11 protein-coding genes are annotated in these 18,009 nt (G+C 65.7%); 7 read left to right on the forward strand and 4 right to left on the reverse strand.

From position 1 onward, the window contains the following. Nucleotides 1-77 precede the first annotated feature (77 nt). The gene (locus tag AB7M16_RS14615; RefSeq protein ID WP_172787106.1) at nt 78-1,064 is read left to right on the forward strand and encodes a glycosyltransferase; all 987 of its coding nucleotides are present in this window, start codon (nt 78-80) and stop codon (nt 1,062-1,064) included. 11 nt (nt 1,065-1,075) lie between these two features. Here the strand turns inward: AB7M16_RS14615 and AB7M16_RS14620 are convergent, their stop codons facing one another. After that, a complete protein-coding gene (locus AB7M16_RS14620) occupies nt 1,076-2,104 on the reverse strand; it encodes a glycosyltransferase family 2 protein (protein WP_453944295.1) in 1,029 nt (342 codons plus the stop codon). 321 nt (nt 2,105-2,425) lie between these two features. Between AB7M16_RS14620 and AB7M16_RS14625 the strand changes: the two genes are divergently transcribed. The 5 genes from AB7M16_RS14625 (at nt 2,426) to AB7M16_RS14645 (ending at nt 8,267) form a co-directional block, all read left to right on the forward strand. Then, nucleotides 2,426-3,226 carry a class I SAM-dependent methyltransferase gene (locus tag AB7M16_RS14625; protein WP_453944296.1) on the forward strand — a complete coding sequence of 267 codons (801 nt, stop codon included), beginning with the start codon at nt 2,426-2,428 and terminating at the stop codon, nt 3,224-3,226. A 291-nt stretch (nt 3,227-3,517) separates the two neighbouring features. Then, a complete protein-coding gene (locus AB7M16_RS14630) occupies nt 3,518-5,893 on the forward strand; it encodes an exopolysaccharide transport family protein (protein WP_453944297.1) in 2,376 nt (791 codons plus the stop codon). Continuing rightward, entirely contained in the window at nt 5,886-6,689 is an 804-nt protein-coding gene (locus AB7M16_RS14635; protein ID WP_453944298.1) for a WecB/TagA/CpsF family glycosyltransferase, read from the forward strand. The genes AB7M16_RS14630 and AB7M16_RS14635 overlap by 8 nt, the downstream gene beginning before the upstream one ends. A 19-nt stretch (nt 6,690-6,708) precedes the next feature. Then, on the forward strand, nt 6,709-7,701 hold the full coding sequence (gene galE / locus AB7M16_RS14640; RefSeq protein ID WP_172787101.1) for a UDP-glucose 4-epimerase GalE: 993 nt from the start codon (nt 6,709-6,711) through the stop codon (nt 7,699-7,701). Between the two features lie 224 nt (nt 7,702-7,925). Further along, nucleotides 7,926-8,267, forward strand: a complete 342-nt coding sequence (locus AB7M16_RS14645) for a hypothetical protein (RefSeq protein WP_453947183.1) — start codon at nt 7,926-7,928, stop codon at nt 8,265-8,267. Here AB7M16_RS14645 and AB7M16_RS14650 read toward each other — a convergent pair. Both AB7M16_RS14650 and AB7M16_RS14655 read right to left on the reverse strand, forming a co-directional pair. Further along, nucleotides 8,241-12,347 (reverse strand): bifunctional diguanylate cyclase/phosphodiesterase, encoded by a 4,107-nt coding sequence (locus tag AB7M16_RS14650; RefSeq protein ID WP_453944299.1) that lies wholly within the window; start codon nt 12,345-12,347, stop codon nt 8,241-8,243. The two genes, AB7M16_RS14645 and AB7M16_RS14650, sit on opposite strands and share 27 nt — an antisense overlap. Before the next feature lie 373 nt (nt 12,348-12,720). Beyond that, nucleotides 12,721-13,176, reverse strand: a complete 456-nt coding sequence (locus AB7M16_RS14655) for an Lrp/AsnC family transcriptional regulator (RefSeq protein ID WP_453944300.1) — start codon at nt 13,174-13,176, stop codon at nt 12,721-12,723. Nucleotides 13,177-13,328: 152 nt separating this feature from the next. Between AB7M16_RS14655 and AB7M16_RS14660 the strand changes: the two genes are divergently transcribed. Continuing rightward, nucleotides 13,329-16,778 carry an indolepyruvate ferredoxin oxidoreductase family protein gene (locus tag AB7M16_RS14660; protein WP_453944301.1) on the forward strand — a complete coding sequence of 1,150 codons (3,450 nt, stop codon included), beginning with the start codon at nt 13,329-13,331 and terminating at the stop codon, nt 16,776-16,778. A gap of 188 nt (nt 16,779-16,966) precedes the next feature. Here the strand turns inward: AB7M16_RS14660 and AB7M16_RS14665 are convergent, their stop codons facing one another. After that, complete coding sequence (locus AB7M16_RS14665; RefSeq protein ID WP_212259287.1) at nt 16,967-17,878, reverse strand: LysR family transcriptional regulator; 912 nt, start codon at nt 17,876-17,878, stop codon at nt 16,967-16,969. Nucleotides 17,879-18,009 lie beyond the last annotated feature (131 nt).

Consider the following 18,009-nt stretch of genomic DNA (forward strand, 5'->3'; position numbering starts at 1 on the left):
CGGACTTGGCGATCGTCAGCGTTTCTTAGCGCGGCACACGGGTCCTGGTTAACAGATCATTAAAGGCGAGCCGTAGCGTGATCACCGCCGAAGAGGTTCTCGAACTGCCAGCCGCCTCACGCGCGACAGTGCCGGCGCGCTTGCCGCTTCAGGTCGGCTCGACCACATCGGTATCGGTCGTCATTCCCGCCAAGAACGCTGCGGCCTATGTCGGCGAAACCCTCGCCAGCGCACTGGCGCAACGCGAGGTGACCGAGGTGATCGTCGTCGACGATGGCTCGGCCGACCAAACCGTTGCGATCGTGCGCGGCGTGCGTGACCCGCGGCTGCGCTTGATCCGCAACGATTCCGCCGGCGTATCGGCCGCGCGCAATCTCGGCGCGCGACAGGCAAGCGGCGAGTGGCTGCTCTTTCTCGATGCCGACGATCGCCTGCGTCCTGGTGCGGTGGCGGCGCTGCTCGCTGCGGCGCGCGGCGCGCCGCGCGCCGTTCTCGTCTATGGCGACTACAACACGATCGACAGCGAAGGTCGCCAGATCGGTCGGCGCGGCCTCTTGAAGGGGCGCCGGAAGCCGTCGGGCGACGTGCTGACGCGGCTCGCCGCCGGCAATTTCATTGTCAATGGCGGCATCGCGCTCGCACGCGCCGAAGCTTTCCGTGCCATCGGCGGCTTCGATACGTCCCTTAGATATTGCGAGGACTGGCATTGCTGGTGCCGCCTCGCTGCGATCGGCGAGTTCGAGTTCGCGCCGGAGCTGCTGCTCGATTATCGTCTGCACACCGCCAACACCATGAACGCTGCGGTCCGGACGCCAAAGGACTTCTTCCCGGCCATTGCGCGGGTGTTCGATGACGGGTTGATCCTGGCGCGACTGCCCGGGCGGATGACGGCCGGGCTGCGTCTCGCCGCCGAGATTCATCTCGTCACCTACTCGGCGATGCAGGCGGTCCGCTTCGGCAGGTATCGCCAGGCGTTCGCTTATCTCGCGATGATCGGCCGGCGGTCGCTCAGATCGCTGCCACGCTCGGCCATCCGGGTCGCCCTCGCCCGCTTCGGCATCTAGTCCCCGCCGCGTCAAGACGCGATCTTCGAGGCCTCGTAAGGCTTCGGCTCGAGGCCGAGGGCCGCCAGGGCGGCGCCAAACGCGACCATCACCGGATGCATCGCGACCACGGCTTTCGACGACGTCGACAAGGCCGCGGCGCGAAGCAGCGACAGCGGCAACCGTCCAAGCATCTGCGCGAACACCCGCACCCGCGCCGATGCGCTTCGCGCGGCCTTGTACTGCACGCGATAGTTGATCGCACCGATACGCAGGCCGCGCTTTGCGATCCAGCCGAGGCTGGTGCGGTTGTGCGGCACGGTCTCGGTGATGACGGCCTCCGCCGTCCAGTGGAACAGCATGCCGGCGTCACGGCACCGCACGAAGAAATCGCAATCACCGCCGCCGAGAAAATTAAAGCGCAGGTCGAACGCGGGACGGTCGAACCGTTCGAATGCGGCACGCGTGATCAGGCAATTGCCGCAGCCGTAGATCAGCGGCACCGCGCCGCTGTACTCGTAGGCTGGACAGAAGGCGGGATGACGTGACAGCCAGGGCTTGCTGTCGTCGTCGAACACAGGCAGCACCGGCCCGCCGACCACATCGGCGCCGGTCGCCTCCGCGGTGCGGACCATCAGCTCGAGCCAGTCGCTTGATGCGATCTCGTCGTCGTCGATCATCAGGAAACGGGTTGCAGCGGGAAACAGCTCCTGCGCGGTCTCGAAGGCAGCATTGATCGCCTGGCAATTGCCCTGCCGCTTCTCGATGAGGCAAACGCCCTTGAGCCTTGCAGCGGCCAGGAACTCCGCGGCAACCGGCGCGCTTTCGCGCCGCATCGCGTCGTTCTCGACCATGACGACGGCAAAGGAACGCGGGGTGCGCTGGTTCGCCAGCGATTCCAGCGTCAGGCGCAGGTGTTGCGGACGACGGAAGCAGGGAACGCAGACGACGATGCCGACCGACAGGTCGATGACGCGAGAGCTCGCCACGATCTCCCGGTTGGGATCGCCCACGGCATCCGAGATGCGCGCCACAGACAGGTCTGTCGGGATCAATGTCATGAGGTCTAGATGTCCGAGATGTATTGAAAAAGCCCTGCTTCGATACGCGTCCCACGACGGCACATCGCCGCGGAACAGATGCGTCCCATAATGGACGACTGCCGCGCGGCACATGACCACCAAGTTCGCCGCGCGTCATGCTGCAATTGGCGGTCCACGCGCGGACAACGCTCCAACATGAACAATGCTGTAGTTAATGCGCATGCGCATTAACCGGGCCGTAAGCACTGCGACCGGTGAGACGATGCGGCATCGGATTTGCTCTTCGGGCAGGCGCATTTTTTCCTGTAAATTTGAATAGAACAAGCGCGGTCAGAATCCATGAACAAGCCAGCCACCATCGATTTCGCGACAGCCACGGCGATCCAACTTCCCGCGGCCGCGCCCTATGCCGAGGCGCTGCATGATCTCGTCCCCGGAGAAGCCCGCGACAGCCTGCTCGCCGTCCATGACGTGCTGTGCCGCGAGCTGCCGCAAGGCCGGCTTGCGATCTATGAAGCAGGCGGCGGCTCGTGCAGCGTTCTGCCGCCGGACTTGTTGAGCCGCAGCAAGGTCACCGTCGTCGACATCGACGAGGACCAGGTCCGCAACAACACCTACGCCGACGAGGCCATCCTCGGCGACGTCCAGACTTACCGCTTCGCCCGCGAGACCTTCGATCTCGTGATCTGCTACAACGTGATCGAGCATCTGCCTGATGTCGACGCCGCGCTGCTGAATTTCCGTGACGCGCTCAAGCGCGGCGGGATGATCCTGATCGGCGCGCCCAATCCGCGCTCGCTCTCCGGGGTCGTCACCAAATATTCGCCGCACTGGTTTCACGTCTGGTTCTACCGGCACATCCGCGGCATCAAAGACGCCGGCCTGCCCGGCGAGCCTCCGTTCCCGACCTTCTTTCATCCGCTGGTGACGCTGCCCCGGCTCCAGGCATTCGCTGCCGCCAACGGCCTCGAGATGATCTACCGCCGTGAAGTCGAAAGTCCGCGCTATCCCGAGATGCGCCGGCGCAAGCCGCTGGTTGCGGCCCTGGTCGACGCCGGCGCCGCGGTGCTGAACGCCGTGCTGCCGCGCGGCACCGACGTCCGCCGCGGCGACTATCACGTCATTCTTCGGAGGAAGTGACGGCGATGGCACGTGCGCGGCCCATCACCGGACGAACGGCGGCTCGCGGCCATGCTGCGCGCGGTAACGAACCGTTAATTGCTGGAAGAGGCGGGTATCGCGGGCGTCATAAGGACGCGCCGAGGGATGGCATGCGCTTAAACGCTTTGTTTGCCATTTCGGTGAATAGTCCCTCAATGAGTATGGTTAATTTTCCCTGTTGCGTTGATTGGGCACCTATATCCCGGGTGCGTGGCGTAAAGCGAAGAGTAACCCCTCAGCCCGCGGCACTTGGAATGAAAGCTGGGGATCATGCTTGATTATAACCAGCCGATCGATCGAGCCGGACCGGAGGCCTCAGAGCTGAAGCCTCAGGCCGGCTTCAACGTGCTGGAGCTCGCCACTCTGCTCTGGCGGCGGAAGGTCGCGATCGCCGCGGCCGCCCTGCTCGGCGCAACGCTTGCCGTCACCATCGGCAAGAGCGTGACGCCCCGCTACACCGCCACCGCTCAGCTCTATGTCGACCCGCGCGAGCTTCAGCTCGTCGACCGCGAGCTCACGCCGCGCGCCCAGGACGTGTCCGGCATGTCCATGGTGGTGGAGAGCCAGGCGCGCCTGATCACCTCCAACAGCGTGCTGCTCCAGGTGATCCAGCAGGCGGGTCTGGACAAGGACCCGGAATTCGGAGGCGGTGACGCTGCGAGCCTGATGTCGTCGCTGCTCGGCTTGATCGGCCTGCAGCCCCGCGCGCCGTCCGCCGCGGAGACGAAGGAGGTGCAGCTTGCGGCGCTCGAGGCGCTGAACAGGCACATCGCCGTTCGCAAGACCGAGAAGAGCTTCATCGTCGACGTCGAGGTCTGGTCGACGAATCCAGCGAAGGCGGCGATGCTCGCCAACACGCTGACCAATGCCTATCTCGCCGAATCTCGCAATTCGCAGGCTTCGGCGGCACGGCGGGCCACCAACGATCTCTCCAGCCGCCTGAAGGAGCTGCGCGACCGGCTGCGCAACGCCGAGACCGCGCTGGCGACCTACAAGGCCCAGAACAATTTCGTCGGCACCCAGGATGCGCTGATCAGCGATCAGCAGCTCTCCGCCAGCAACCAGCGGCTTTCCGCGGCCCGCGCGGCGACGATGGATGCGCAGGCGCGGCTCGACCAGATCGAGGCGAGCCGGCGTACAGCTGCCGACGCGGGCGCGATTCCGGAGGCGCTGCAATCGCCGACCATTGCGAATTTGCGCGCGCAATATGCCGATGCGCGGAAGAAATATGCGGAGCAGGCCGGCGAGCTCGGCCCGCGCCATCCGGCACTGCGCCAGACCGAGAAGCAGGTCGAGGACCTCAAGCGCACCATCAACGAGGAGATCGACCGCTTCGCCCAGTCCGCCAAGAACGATCTGACGCGCGCCCGCGATTTCGAGGCCTCGCTCAACCGGGCGCTGGAAGCGCAGAAGCGGCAGAGTGTCCAGCTCAGCCAGGCCGCCGTGCGCTTGCGCGAGCTCGAGCGCGAAGCCGATGCCAGCCGCGAGGTCTATCAGTCCTTTCTCAAGCGCTCCCGCGAGACCGAGGAGCAGGAGAGCTTGAACACCTCGGCCGCCCGCGTCATCGGCGAGGCGACGGTGCCGCAGCGGCGCTCGTTCCCGCCGGCCATGAGCCTGTTCGCGATGATCGGCTTCGTTTTCGGAGCGATCGCTGCATCGAGCTGGTTCGTTGTGGCAGATTTGCTGTTCGCTGGCGCAACCGCGCCTGCGACGCCGACACCCGCCCGACGTGAGCGCTCGCCGATGCCACAGGCATCCCGAGCACCGGAGCTCCCGCGGGCTGCGGAGGTTGCCCAACCGCGGCAGAGCCCGCGCGCATCTGAAGCTGCGTCGGCTCCGCCGGAACTTGCCGCGCCTCCGCTGCAGCCTTCCATGGTCGAGCAGCCATTGATCGAGAAGCCGCTGATCGCACGCTTCCAGGAGGCCGACGTCATCCACACGCTCGGCGCCCTACTTCCCACCGGCGGCGGCGTCGATCTCACACGGCTGGGTTGGCCGACGCTGCGCCCGGGCTTTCCCCTGACGAGCCTGCTCAACGCCTGGCGCGACCTGCGCGCGGCGGTGGCGCGGCGCGCCGGCGGCAAGGCGATGCCGGTGGTTGCGCTGGTCGGTGCCGGCAGGACCAGCGGCCGCAGCGTGACCGCGCTGAATTTCGCGCTGGCGGCCGCACGCGACGGCGCCCGCGTGCTGATGATCGATGCCGACCATCAGGCGCGCTCGCTCTCAAACAAGGTCATCCGTCCCGGCAAGAGCGAGCCGAGCAGGCTCGGCTGGCTCTCGATCGGCAGCAAGGACGCACGCGAGATCAGGACGGTCAACGGCATCTCGGTGCTGCCCGCCGCGGAGGGCGACGCCGGCAAGGCCGCCGACGCCATCCGCAAGGCGATTGCGCAGGCCCGTTCCGCCGGCGGCTATGATCTCGTGATCCTCGACGGCCCGGCCATGCCGCTCGCTTCCGGCGGCCGCAAGCTGCTCGACGACATCGACTCGCTGGTGGCCGTGCTGCCGACCAGCCTCGACGTCAACGACAGCCTGGAAGAGATCCTGACCGCGCTCGGCCAGGCCGAGCGCAAGCTCGTCGGCGTCGTGCTCGACGAGCTGACCCCTGCAATGCAAACGCGCCAGCGAGGCAAACAATATGCTTGAGCGCCGCGTCAACTTCGACGGACGGGCAGCAACTGCCGAGGTGCCGAGAATCACCGTCGGCGGACTTCGCATGGCCGCGCTCGACCTGGAAGAGACCGCCGATTTCATGATCGAGGCGACCAATCCCGACCATCGCATCGGCCGTCCGCTGTTCCTGACCTCGGCTAATGGCGAGGTGCTGGCGCGCTGCTCGACCGAGCCGCAGACCGAACGCCTGTTCCGTGCCGCTGATTTGATCAACGCCGACGGTCAGCCGCTGGTCGCAGCTTCGAAGCTGCAATCCTGGTTCCCGCTGCCGGAGCGCGTCGCAACCACGGACCTGTTCCACGTCGTCGCGCGCAAGGCCGAAGCCGCCGGCCGCACCTTCTACATGTTCGGCGCAAGCGAGCCCGAGAATGCCGCTGCGGTCGCAAACGTCCAGAAGATGTATCCACGTCTCAAGATCGTCGGGCGTAGCCACGGCTATCTTCGCGGCGAGGCGCTGCGTGCCAAGGTCGAGGAGATCAATGCCCTGGCGCCGGATTATCTGTGGGTCGCGCTCGGTGTGCCCAACGAACAGGCATTCGTGAAGGAGTTCACGCCGCATCTGACCAATGTTGGCGTGATCAAGACATCCGGCGGACTATTCAACTTCTTGTCAGGGAGCCGTTCCCGCGCGCCGCAATGGATGCAGAAGATCGGGCTCGAATGGGCCTGGCGCACCTTGCTCGAGCCGCGCCGTCTGCTCTGGCGTTATTTGACCACCAACCCCCGCGCGCTCTATCTTCTCTTCAGCCGCAACCGGCCCCTCCGCTAAGAGAAGAGCAGAATACGATATGACTGACCGACCGACCGTCCTCGTCACCGGGGGCGCTGGCTATATTGGCTCGCATGCTTGCCGCGCATTGACCGCCGCCGGCTATCAGCCCGTCGTTTATGACAATCTCTCGACGGGTCATCGCAGCTTCGTATCCGGCCCGCTGGTGACGGGCGACCTGCTCGACGGCGCGGCGCTGGCGCGCGCCTTCGCCGACCACAAGATCACGGCGGTGATGCATTTCGCGGCGGCGAGCCTCGTCGGGGAGTCCATGACCGACCCGCAGAAATATTACATCAACAACGTCCAGGGCACACTGTCGCTGTTGCAGGCGATGCGCAACGCGGGCTGCCATCGTATCGTGTTCTCCTCGACCGGCGCCGTCTACGGCAACGCCGATTCCAAGGCGCTGCCGGAAGACTTTCCTTGCGCGCCGATCAATCCTTACGGCGCATCGAAATTGATGATCGAGCGCATGCTCGCCGATTACCGCACGGCCTATGGCTTCGGTGCGTTCTGCCTGCGCTATTTCAACGCCAGCGGCGCCGATCCGGCCGGCGGCATCGGCGAGCTGCGCGACAACGAGACCCACCTCATTCCGCGCGCGATGATGGCGCTTCAGGGCCATGTCGACTTCGCGGTGTTCGGCGACGATTACGACACGCCCGACGGCACCGCGATCCGCGACTACATCCACGTCACGGACCTTGCGGCCGCGCATGTCGCGGCCTTGAAGCTTCTGGAACAAGGCCATGCCGGCGGCAGCTTCAATCTCGGCACCGGCTCCGGTTTTTCCGTGCGCGAGATCCTCGACGCGATCAAGAAGGAGACCGGGCGCGAGGTGCCGCACACGGTCAAGCCGCGCCGCGCCGGCGATCCCACCTTTCTGGTCGCCGATCCCTCTGCTGCGAGAAAGGTGCTGAACTTCGTGCCGCGTCACTCCGACCTGCCGACGGTCGTCCGCACGGCCTGGGCCTGGCACCAGAAGGCGCATCCGTTCAGGCCGCGTTAGGCAATCGCGGCTGCAATCGCTTGCTTGCCGTGCCCTCGAGCGGCTAGAATGAATTGTCGCGGCCGCGCCGGCGCATCGCCGACCGCCGCGCGTTCCGCATTGTCGACGACGACGTCGACCTGCATGGTTCGGCCCAGTTGCACGAACCGAATTTTCCGAGCGAAGTGACTATCAAGTCGGCGTGTCGGCCCGTCGTCGGACGCGATTCTGGGAGCATCGACCACATGCATCGGGCTGCCCGCCTGGAATTCGAGCGCGTGATGGAGGAGTTCGTCCGCTGGCATGTCGTGCCGGAGGACGAGCGTTCGCCCGCGCCTGCCTGGTGGTGGGGGCCTGCCATGGCCGTGGTCGACGACCAGGGGCCGATGAGCGCAACATGCTGCTGCGCATTGGACGTGAGCGACGGGACGAGCTTCGCCGAGGGCGGGCGTGCCATTCTCGCGCTGTTCACCGAGCAGACGTCGCTGACGGCCCCCCAGGATTTTCCGAGCAAGGCCGAGGGGGAAGAGCACGAGGTCCGCGAGTTGCACCCGCAGCCGTCAGACGACAGCGCGTTTCAGCCCTGAGGCTGCGTCTTCATCGGCCGCTTCCGGCTGGAGCGGCGGCGCGACGGGCAGCACCATCGGCCGCAGCAGCTCAGCCATCTGCCGGGCCGGCAGCGGCTTGGAGATCAGGAAGCCCTGCATCTCGTCGCAGCCATGGGTGCGCAGGAACGCCTCCTGCTCGGCATTCTCGACGCCCTCGGCGACGACGGTCATGCCGAGGGCCTTGCCCATGCTGATGATCGCCTGCGCGATCGCCTGATCCTCCGAATCCTGCGGCAGGTCGCGCACGAAGGAGCGGTCGATCTTGATCGTGTCGATCGGGAAGTGCTTCATCAGCGACATCGACGAATAGCCGGTGCCGAAATCGTCGATGGCGAGACGGATGCCGCGGCTCTGGATGGAGTCGAGCACCTTGAGCGCGCGGCCGACATTGCGCATCATCATGCTCTCGGTGACCTCGAGCTGGAGCAGCACCGGCGACATGCCGGACGCCGCCAGCGCCTCGTCGACGTCCTGCAGCAGATGCTCGTCGGCAAACTGCCGCGGCGATAGGTTGACCGCCATCGACAGCGGCAGCAGGCCGCGGCGCTGCCAGGCCATGGCCTGCGCGCAGGCCTCTTTCAGCACCCAGCGGCCGATCGGCACGATCAGCCCGGTTTCCTCCGCGAGCGGAATGAACTGCGCGGGCGAGACGTTGCCGAGATCGGGATGCGTCCAGCGCAGCAGCGCCTCGACACCCGTGATCTGACCGGTCGCCATGTCCACCTTGGGCTGGTAGTTGAGCGAGAACTGCTCGCGTTCCAGCGCGCGGCGCAGCGCGCTCTCCAGCGACAGCCGCTCGATCGACTGCGTCTTCACCTCGTTGGAGAAGAATCGATAGCCGTTCTTGCCGTCCTCCTTGGCGAGGTACATCGCCATGTCGGCGTTCTTGGTCAGCGTCTGCGCATCGGAGCCGTTGGCCGGATACATCGCGATGCCGATCGAGGCCGTGGTGTGGCACTCGTGGCCGGCGAGCTCCATGGGCTCGGCGAGCGCGGCGAGCAATTCAGTCGCGATGCGCTGAACGTCGTCGATCTCGCCGCACTGGTCGAGGATCACCACGAACTCGTCGCCGCCGAGGCGCGCCACCACGTCGCTCGCCCGCAAGCTGCCGCGCAAGCGGTTCGCGACTTGGAGCAGGAGCAGGTCGCCGGCCTCGTGGCCGAGCGAATCGTTGATGACCTTGAAGCGGTCGAGGTCGATGAACAGCACCGCAAAGCGGTGATCATGGCGCTGCGCCGCATCGATCGCCTCGCGCAAGAGCCCGTTGAAGGTCTCGCGGTTCGGCAGGTCGGTCAGGCTGTCGTGCGACGCGAGGTATTCGATGCGCTCGTCGGCCTTGTTCTTCTCGTCGGTGCGATCGAAATTCTCCATCGCGAAGGAGACGTTGTCGGCGAGACGCTGCAACAGCTCGACGAATTCTGGCGTGAAGGTCGCCGGCTCGGTCGACATGTAGATCATGACGCCGACGGCCTCATCGTGCGTGACGAGCGGAAACGCGGCGCCCGACCGCGCGCCGTCGCCGCGCACGATGGGGTGGAAGACACGGACGCGGTCGTCGTTGAGATAATCGTTGCTGATGCAGGGCTGGCGCGTGCGGAACGCCGTGCCGCTCATGCCGCGCCCCTCCGGCCGCTCGGGATCGATCGAGAGACGGACATTGCGCGTGGTGCGGGCGGACGGACCGGCGGCGGCGACGATCTCGAGCTGGTCCGTGTCGGGCCTGGCCAGGGCAATCGTGGTCGAGGTGAACTTGGCGCCGTTCGATGCCGCAAGGCAGACGAGGTCGAACAGCTCGGCACGCGACTTCGCGCGCATGATCGCCTCGTTGGTCGCGCTCAAGGCCGCGAACATGCGGGTGAGGCGCTCCTTCTGCGCTTCGGTGCGGGCCTTCTCCTCGGCGCGCTCGAAATTGTCGAGCGCGAAGGAGACGTTCTCCGCGAGGCGCCCCAGCAGCTCGACCAGATCGGGCGTGAACGTGTTCTCTTCCGGTGCGAGGAAGAGCAGCATGCCGACCGGTTCCTGGCCGGCGCGGAGAAGCGGAAAGCTCGCCGCAGCCCGCGTTCCATCCTCGATGGCCATCGCGCGCCAATAGGCGGACCGCGGCTCGCTCAGATAATCGTTCATGACGCTGGGCCGGCGCGTCCGCAGCGAAATGCCGATGATGCCCTGGCCCTCGGGATGGTCGGCGGAAATGACGCAGGTCCGTCCGGCTATGCGCTCCTGCAGGCGCCCCTTGACCGCAACGACGCGGACGAGCTCGCCTGCTTCGTCGATGATGCCGATCGTCGCCGCGGCGAACAGGTCGCCTAGCACGGCCGCCTGGCAAGCTACCTCGAACAACTCCTCGCGCGTCTTGGCGCGCATGATGGCTTCGTTGGTTGCGCTCAGTGCCTCGAACATGCCGCTGAGACGATTGCGCTGCTTGTCCGCCCGCGCCTTCTCTTCGGCGCGATCGAAGCTTTCGAGCGCGAAGGCGACGTTGGCCTGAAGCCTGCACAGCAGCTCGACGAGCTCCGGCGTGAAGGTGCCGCGCTCCGGGGAGTTGAACAGAAAGATGCCCTCGACCCGCTCGCCGTTGAGCAGCGGCAATGCCGCCGAGGATGCGATGCCGGTACGGCGGGCGCTGGCGTGCCAGGGCGCGATACGGTCGTCGGCGAGCACGTCGTTGCTGACGGCGGGCTGGCGCGTGCGAAACGCGGTGCCGGTCAGGCCGCGCCCTTCAGGCACCTGGTCGGAGGTCGAGAACGTGAAGCTGCGAACATGATCGGCGTTCGGGCCGTAGCAGGCGGCGACGCGCAGCAGCCCGGTCCGATCGTCGACCAGCGCGATGGTGGCCGAGGTGAACTTGGCCCCCTTCGCGGTCGCCTCGCAGACGAGATCGAACAGCTCGGCCCGCGACCGCGCCCGCAGGATCGCCTCGTTGGTGGCGCTTAGCGCCGCATACATGCGCGCCAGGCACTCTTCTTCCGCGGCGATGCGGGCCTTCTCGGCCTCGCGGCCGAAATTCTCGATCGCGAACGAGACGTTCTCGGCCATGCGCAGCAGCAGCGCGACGATCTCCTCGTCCTTGGCCCAGGACCGGCTGATGAAGAACAGCAGCACGCCGACGCTCTCGCCGCGCCTGATCAGCGGCGCTGCGACGCAGGCCGCGACGCCGGTGTTGACGTTGGCCTGCTCCCACGGCGTGCCCTTGGTTCGGCTGGCAAGATCGTCCTCGACGACGGCCTTCTGCGTCCGGAACACCTCGCCCGAAATGCCCTTGCCGTAGGGATTCTCCGGATCGACCGAATAGCGCGCCTGGGTGACCAGTTCGAGGTTCTGCCCGGTGGCGGCGACGGGCTTCAACCAATGCGAATCCGGCTCGCGAAGCAGCACGATGGTCGCCAGCGACTTGCCGCTGTGGACCGAGGCGTCGCATACCAATTGGTACAGCTCCTGCTCGGTCTCGGCGTGCAGGATGGCTTCGTTGGTGGCGCTGATGGCGCCGAACATGCGGTTGAGCCGCCGTGTCGCCCGCTCGCTGGTCTGCCGCGCTGTCTCGCGCGCAAAATTGTCCAGGGCGTAGGAAATGTTCGCCGACATGCGCTCGAACAGCGACACCATCTGCTCGTTCAGCGAGTTGGCCTCGCTCCGCGTCACATACAGGACGCCGACGCTATTGCCGTTGCAGAGCAGCGGCAGCGCCGCTGCCGCACCGATGTGGGCCTGGGCGGCGCCCTCGCGCCAGGCCAGCGAGCGTGGATCGTTCAGATAATCGTTGCTGACGCACAGCTTCTGATCGCGAAACGCCTCGCCGCCGACGCCGGATCCTTCGGGCGTGCCGGCTACCGTCGTGATCACGATCGAGCGGAGCCGCGCAATGTCATCGCCACAGCCGGCCGCGAAGCACAACCTTCGGCCGTCCGGCTCGACCAGGAACACGGCAACGGCCAGAAAATCCCCGCTCGAAAACCCGGCGTCGCAGACCTTCTGGTACAGCTCCTCCGGCGATCTCGCGTAGAGAATCGCTTCATTGATGGCGCTCAACGCCGCAAAGGTGCGCGCGAGTGTCGTCGACACGATCTCAGCTCCCGGGCATTTCTGCCTATTTCTCCCGGGGCCTTTATGCGCGGCGACCGCCTAAGTGGTCGTTATTGCGCGGCGCAAACCGTCGATCAAAGTGAACGAGCTGCGAATGAGCGCGACAAAACCGACGGGAATACCGCTGCGAGGCCGAACCGTCGACGAAAGGCATGTTCCGTTTACCAATTTGCCGCCCTGTGTTGGTTTACGGGAGATTGATATCGCGGTGCCCTGGGGTGGGCAAAGCGACTTGTCCGCCGTAGCTCGATGAGCGAAGGCGGAAGCGCGCCTACCGACCTTCGCAAATCGAGGCGAGATGGTGGGCACGGCGCAAGTGCGCCTTTGCCCACCCTACAGGACTTTCCGCATCTCAAAACGGCAGCGCCACGCTGGTCTTGATCTCCTTCAGCACGACGTTGCTGCGGACGTAGCGGATGCCGGGAATGCGGAACATGAACTCATCGAGGAAGCGGTTGTAGGCCGCCATGTCCTGGACGACGACGCGCAAATGATAATCGGCGTCCCCGGTGGTCGCAAAACACTCCAGCACCTCGCGGCGCTTGGTGACCCTCGCCACGAATTCGTCGACGAACTTCGCGTCGTGCCGCTCCAGCGAGACGTGGAGGATGGCGGACATCGCAAAGCCCGCCGGCTCGCGCGCGACCAGCGCCGCATAGCCCTGGATGATTCCGCTCTCCTCCAGCGCCCGCACCCGCCGCCAGCAGGCCGAGGTGGACATGCCGACCTCGTCGGCGAGCTGCTGGTTGGTGGCGCGGCCATCTCCCTGGAGATGGGCGAGAATGCGGGTGTCCTGCTCTTCGATCATGGGAGGCTCCAGTTCGGGCAGATATACCAGATTGAGCTCATGTCTGCAAAATCCTACCGAATTTCTACAACAGAGGGGATAAATAGGTAAGACCTACCAGCGCCCCAGGCATAACCTTCCATCGCTGGGCAGGATGCCGCGCGAGGTCCGCCATGGACGCCATTTCCTCACTCGACACGTACGAGCTCTCCGATCGCTACGAGCGCGAGGAGGGCCGCGTCTTCCTCACGGGCACGCAGGCGATCGTCCGCATCGCGCTCGACCAGGCGCGACGCGACCGCGCGGCCGGGCTCAACACCGCCGGCTTCATCTCCGGCTATCGCGGCTCGCCGCTCGGCGGCATCGATCTCGAGCTTTGGCGCATCCAGCAGCGGCTCAAGCAGGACCGCATCGAATTCCTCCCCGCCGTGAACGAGGACCTCGCGGCGACAGCTGTGCTCGGCTCGCAGCAGGTCGAGACGCAAGGCGACCGCGAGGTCGATGGCGTATTCGGGCTCTGGTACGGCAAGGGCCCGGGCGTCGATCGTTCCGGCGATGCGCTCAAGCACGGCAACGCCTATGGCTCCTCGCCGCATGGCGGCGTGCTGGTTGTCGCCGGCGACGATCACGGCTGCGTCTCCTCCTCGATGCCACACCAGTCCGACGTCGCCTTCATGAGCTGGTTCATGCCGACGCTGCATCCGGCCGATGTCGGCGAATATCTGGCGTTCGGCGAATATGGCTACGCGCTGAGCCGCTTCTCCGGCATGTGGGTCGGCTTCAAGGCGATCTCGGAGATCGTGGAATCAGGTGCATCCGTCGCGCTGCGCCCGCCGCGCCTCTTCCGCACGCCCGACTTCACGCCGCCGCCGGGCGGACTGCACTATCGCTGGCCCGATTTGCCGGGCCCGCAGATCGAGGAGCGGCTGGAAGCCAAGAAGCACGCGGTCTATGCCTTTGCCAAAGCCAATCCGATCGACCGCCACATCTACGATATCCCTGGCGCCACCTACGGCATCGTCACGACCGGCAAGGCGCATCTCGATTTGATGGAGGCGCTGCGGCTGATCGGCCTCGATGAAGCGGCCTGCCGCCGCATCGGCATCGACGTCTACAAGGTCGGCATGGTCTGGCCGCTGGCGCTGCACGACGCGATGGAGTTCGTGAAGGGCAAGCGCGAGATCCTGGTGGTCGAGGAGAAGCGCGGCATCATCGAGAGCCAGTTCAAGGAGTATTTTTACGACTATCCCGGCAGCAAGCCCGAGCGCATGGTCGGCAAGCACGACGAAACCGGCGCACGGCTGATCTCCTGGATCGGCGAATTGTCGCCCCGCGCGCTCGCGAGCGTGCTGGCGCGCCGGCTCGATCCGATGTTTCCGGGTCTCAATCTCGCCGCCCGCGCGGCCGCCTTGTTGCCGGAGGCCGCGCGCACGATCAATGTCAGCGGCGCGACACGCACGCCCTATTTCTGCTCGGGATGTCCCCACAACACCTCGACCAAAGTGCCGGAAGGATCGAAGGCGCTCGCTGGCATCGGCTGTCATTTCATGGCGAGCTGGATGGACCGCGAAACCTCCTCGCTGATCCAGATGGGCGGCGAGGGCGTGAACTGGGCGGCTTCATCGCGATTCACCGGGCACAAGCACGTGTTCCAGAATCTCGGCGAAGGCACTTACTACCATTCGGGCTCGATGGCGATTCGCCAGGCGATCGCGGCCAAGGCCAACATCACCTACAAGATCCTGTTCAACGACGCGGTCGCCATGACCGGCGGCCAGCCGGTCGACGGGCCCGTCAGCGTCCATGCCATCGCCCACAGCGTCCGCGCCGAAGGTGTTGAGCGCATCGCCCTGGTGTCGGATAATCCCGCGCAGTTCTCGCCGTCCGATCTGCCGGCCGGCGTCACCATCCATCCGCGCGAGGAGATGGATGCCGTGCAGCGCGAGCTGCGCAATATTCCCGGCGTCTCGGTCCTGATCTACCAGCAGACCTGCGCCACTGAGAAGCGGCGCCGGCGCAAGCGCGGGCAGATGGCCGATCCCAAGCGGTTCGCCTACATCAACGATCTCGTCTGCGAAGGCTGCGGCGACTGCTCGGTCGAATCCAACTGCCTCAGCGTCGAGCCGAAGGAGACGCCGTTCGGCCGTAAGCGGCAGATCAATCTGTCCGCCTGCAACAAGGATTTTTCCTGTCTCAACGGCTTCTGCCCGAGCTTTGTCACGGTCGAAGGCGCGACGCGCCGCAAGAAGAGCGCGAGCCGGATCGATGCGACCGAGCGCGCCGCAACGCTTCCCCTGCCCGCGCCCGCAACGCTCGACCGGCCCTACGACCTCATGGTGACCGGCGTCGGCGGCACCGGCGTGATCACCGTCGGCGCGCTGATCGGCATGGCCGCGCATCTGGAACGCCGCGGCGTTTCGGTGCTCGACTTCACCGGCTTTGCGCAGAAATTCGGGCCTGTGCTGAGCTACATTCGCCTGGCCGCGAGCCCCGAGGCGCTGCACCAGGTCCGCATCGACCAGGGCGCGGCCGATGCGCTGATCGGCTGCGATCTCGTCGTCAGCTCCTCGCCAAAGGCCTCGGGCACCTATCGCCGCGGTACCCGTGCCGCCGTCAACACCGCGGAAATGCCGACCGGCGACGTGGTCCGCTTCCGCGACGCCGATCTCGCTGCGCCAGCCCGCCTGCGCGCAATCGATCAGGTCATCGGCGAGCACAATCTCGACACGATCAATGCCAACGTACTGGCCGAGCGCCTGCTCGGCGATGCCGTCTACGCCAACATCATCATGCTGGGCTTTGCCTGGCAGCGCGGTCTTGTCCCCGTTTCGCTGCAGGCTTTGTTGCGGGCGATTGAGCTTAACGGCGTCGCGGTCGAACGCAACAAGCAAGCCTTTGCCTGGGGCCGGATCGCCGCTGCCGATCCGGATTTTCTGCCGAAGGCGGAGGATGCGCCAAAGGCCGAGACGCTCGATGCGACCATTGCCCGGCGCATCGAGTTCCTCACGGCCTATCAGAACGAAGCCTACGCGGCGCGCTACCGGGCGATGGTCGCAAAGGTGCGCAATGCCGAGGCCAAGCTGAACAGCGAGGCGCTGACCGAGGCGGTCGCGCGCGCGCTGTTCAAGCTGATGGCCTACAAGGACGAGTACGAGGTGGCGCGGCTGCACATGCAAACCGGCTTTCTCGATGAATTGAAGCGCGAGTTCGAGGACGGCTTCAGCGTCCAGTATCACCTCGCCCCGCCGTTCCTGACGTCCCGGCGCGACGCCCGGGGCCGGCCGCGCAAGCGCGCCTTCGGCCAGTGGATCCAGGTGCCTCTGGCCATGCTCGCGCGCCTGAAAGGGTTGCGCGGAACGCCGTTCGATCCGTTCGGCTACACCGCGGAACGGCGCGCCGAGCGTGAACTGATCGCCTGGTATGAAGGCCTGATCGAGCGGATGCTGGGCGAGCTCGACGCGGCGCGCCTGCCAAATCTCGTGGCGATTGCCAAAGGCCCGATGGAGATCCGCGGCTATGGCCCGGTGAAGGACGCCGCGATCGTGAAAGTGAAGACCGAGGTCGAACGGCAGTTCGTTGAACTTGACACTCCACCGCCGGCAAGGATGCAGGCCTACGGTTGACGCAGCGCTGCCGGAATCGTGGCCAACGCGACGCCCTCTCGTCATTGCGAGGAGCGCTTGCGACGAAGCAATCCAGAATCTTTCCGCGGAGGGATTCTGGATTGCTTCGCTTCGCTCGCAATGACGAAGAGATGGTGGGCACGGCGCCAACGCGCCTTTGCCCACCCTACGGCTCTGCCCGCCGTCGCTTACGAATACGGGTTGATCAGCTTCTGCTGCTCGGCGCTGTGATGCACGAGCAGGTCGATGAAGGTCCTCACCTTCGCCGATAGATGATGACGATGCGGGTAGACCGCATTCATGGAGAGCTCGACCGTCCGATATTCCGGCAACAGGCGCACGAGGCGGCCAGCTTCGAGATCGTCCTGAATGAGGAACCCCGCCATCAGGCAGATTGCGGCGCCCTCCAGCGCGACCTTCCGCAATGCTTCCCCGCTGTTGGTGACGAAGCTGCCGGAGATGCGCACCGAGGCCGGCGAGCCCTTGCGATCGAGGAAACGCCATTCGTCGCCGAACGGATAGTTCAAGTGCCGACCACAATTGTGCGCGGCGAGCTCGTCGAGCTTCTGCACTCGGCCGTGCTTCTCGATGTAGTCATGGGAGCAGCACAGCACGTGACGCCAGGTGGCAAGGCTCCGCACGATCAGGCTCGAATCCGGCGGCTGTATCATGCGCAGGGCAACGTCATAGCCTTCCTCGATGAGGTCGACCTCGGCCTCGCCCATGCGCAGATCGATCTTGAGCTCCGGATAGGCCGACAGCAGTTTCGCCGCAATCGGCGCGACGAACGGCACCATGTGCGTGGCGACGTGAATGCGCAACGTGCCGCGCGGCACCGACTGCAATTCGCTCGCGATGTCGTCGGCCTGTTCGATGTCGGCGAGAATCTGGACGCAGCGGTCGTAATAGGCCTTGCCGATCTCGGTCAGATTGACCTTGCGCGTGGTGCGGTGAAGCAGCCGCACCCCGAGCCGGTCTTCCAGGGCCTGCACGTGATTGCTCACCATGGTGGTCGACATGTTGAGCTTGCGGGCTGCTGCAGAGAAACCGCCGGCCTCGACCACCCGGCTGAACACTTCGAGGCTGGTCAATCGATCCATGGCTTTCCTTGCACTGGGATGTGCGCCTCGGCAGCAATCGCGCGACAGAGACGGCAATCGCGCTGGCGCGGTCGCGCCCCTGACCCGGTAGACATCACGAACCAGGGTGACGGCTTAGATTATCCACTCTC

The sequence above is a fragment of the Bradyrhizobium sp. USDA 372 genome, assembly GCF_053629095.1.

Coding starts and splice junctions, on each gene's coding strand:
- galE (WP_172787101.1), top strand. CDS start 6,709: ATGACTGACCGACCGACCGTCCTCGTCACCGGGGGCGCTGGCTATATT.
- AB7M16_RS14620 (WP_453944295.1), bottom strand. CDS start 2,104: ATGACATTGATCCCGACAGACCTGTCTGTGGCGCGCATCTCGGATGCC.
- AB7M16_RS14645 (WP_453947183.1), top strand. CDS start 7,926: ATGCATCGGGCTGCCCGCCTGGAATTCGAGCGCGTGATGGAGGAGTTC.
- AB7M16_RS14630 (WP_453944297.1), top strand. CDS start 3,518: ATGCTTGATTATAACCAGCCGATCGATCGAGCCGGACCGGAGGCCTCA.
- AB7M16_RS14625 (WP_453944296.1), top strand. CDS start 2,426: ATGAACAAGCCAGCCACCATCGATTTCGCGACAGCCACGGCGATCCAA.
- AB7M16_RS14660 (WP_453944301.1), top strand. CDS start 13,329: ATGGACGCCATTTCCTCACTCGACACGTACGAGCTCTCCGATCGCTAC.
- AB7M16_RS14665 (WP_212259287.1), bottom strand. CDS start 17,878: ATGGATCGATTGACCAGCCTCGAAGTGTTCAGCCGGGTGGTCGAGGCC.
- AB7M16_RS14635 (WP_453944298.1), top strand. CDS start 5,886: ATGCTTGAGCGCCGCGTCAACTTCGACGGACGGGCAGCAACTGCCGAG.
- AB7M16_RS14655 (WP_453944300.1), bottom strand. CDS start 13,176: ATGATCGAAGAGCAGGACACCCGCATTCTCGCCCATCTCCAGGGAGAT.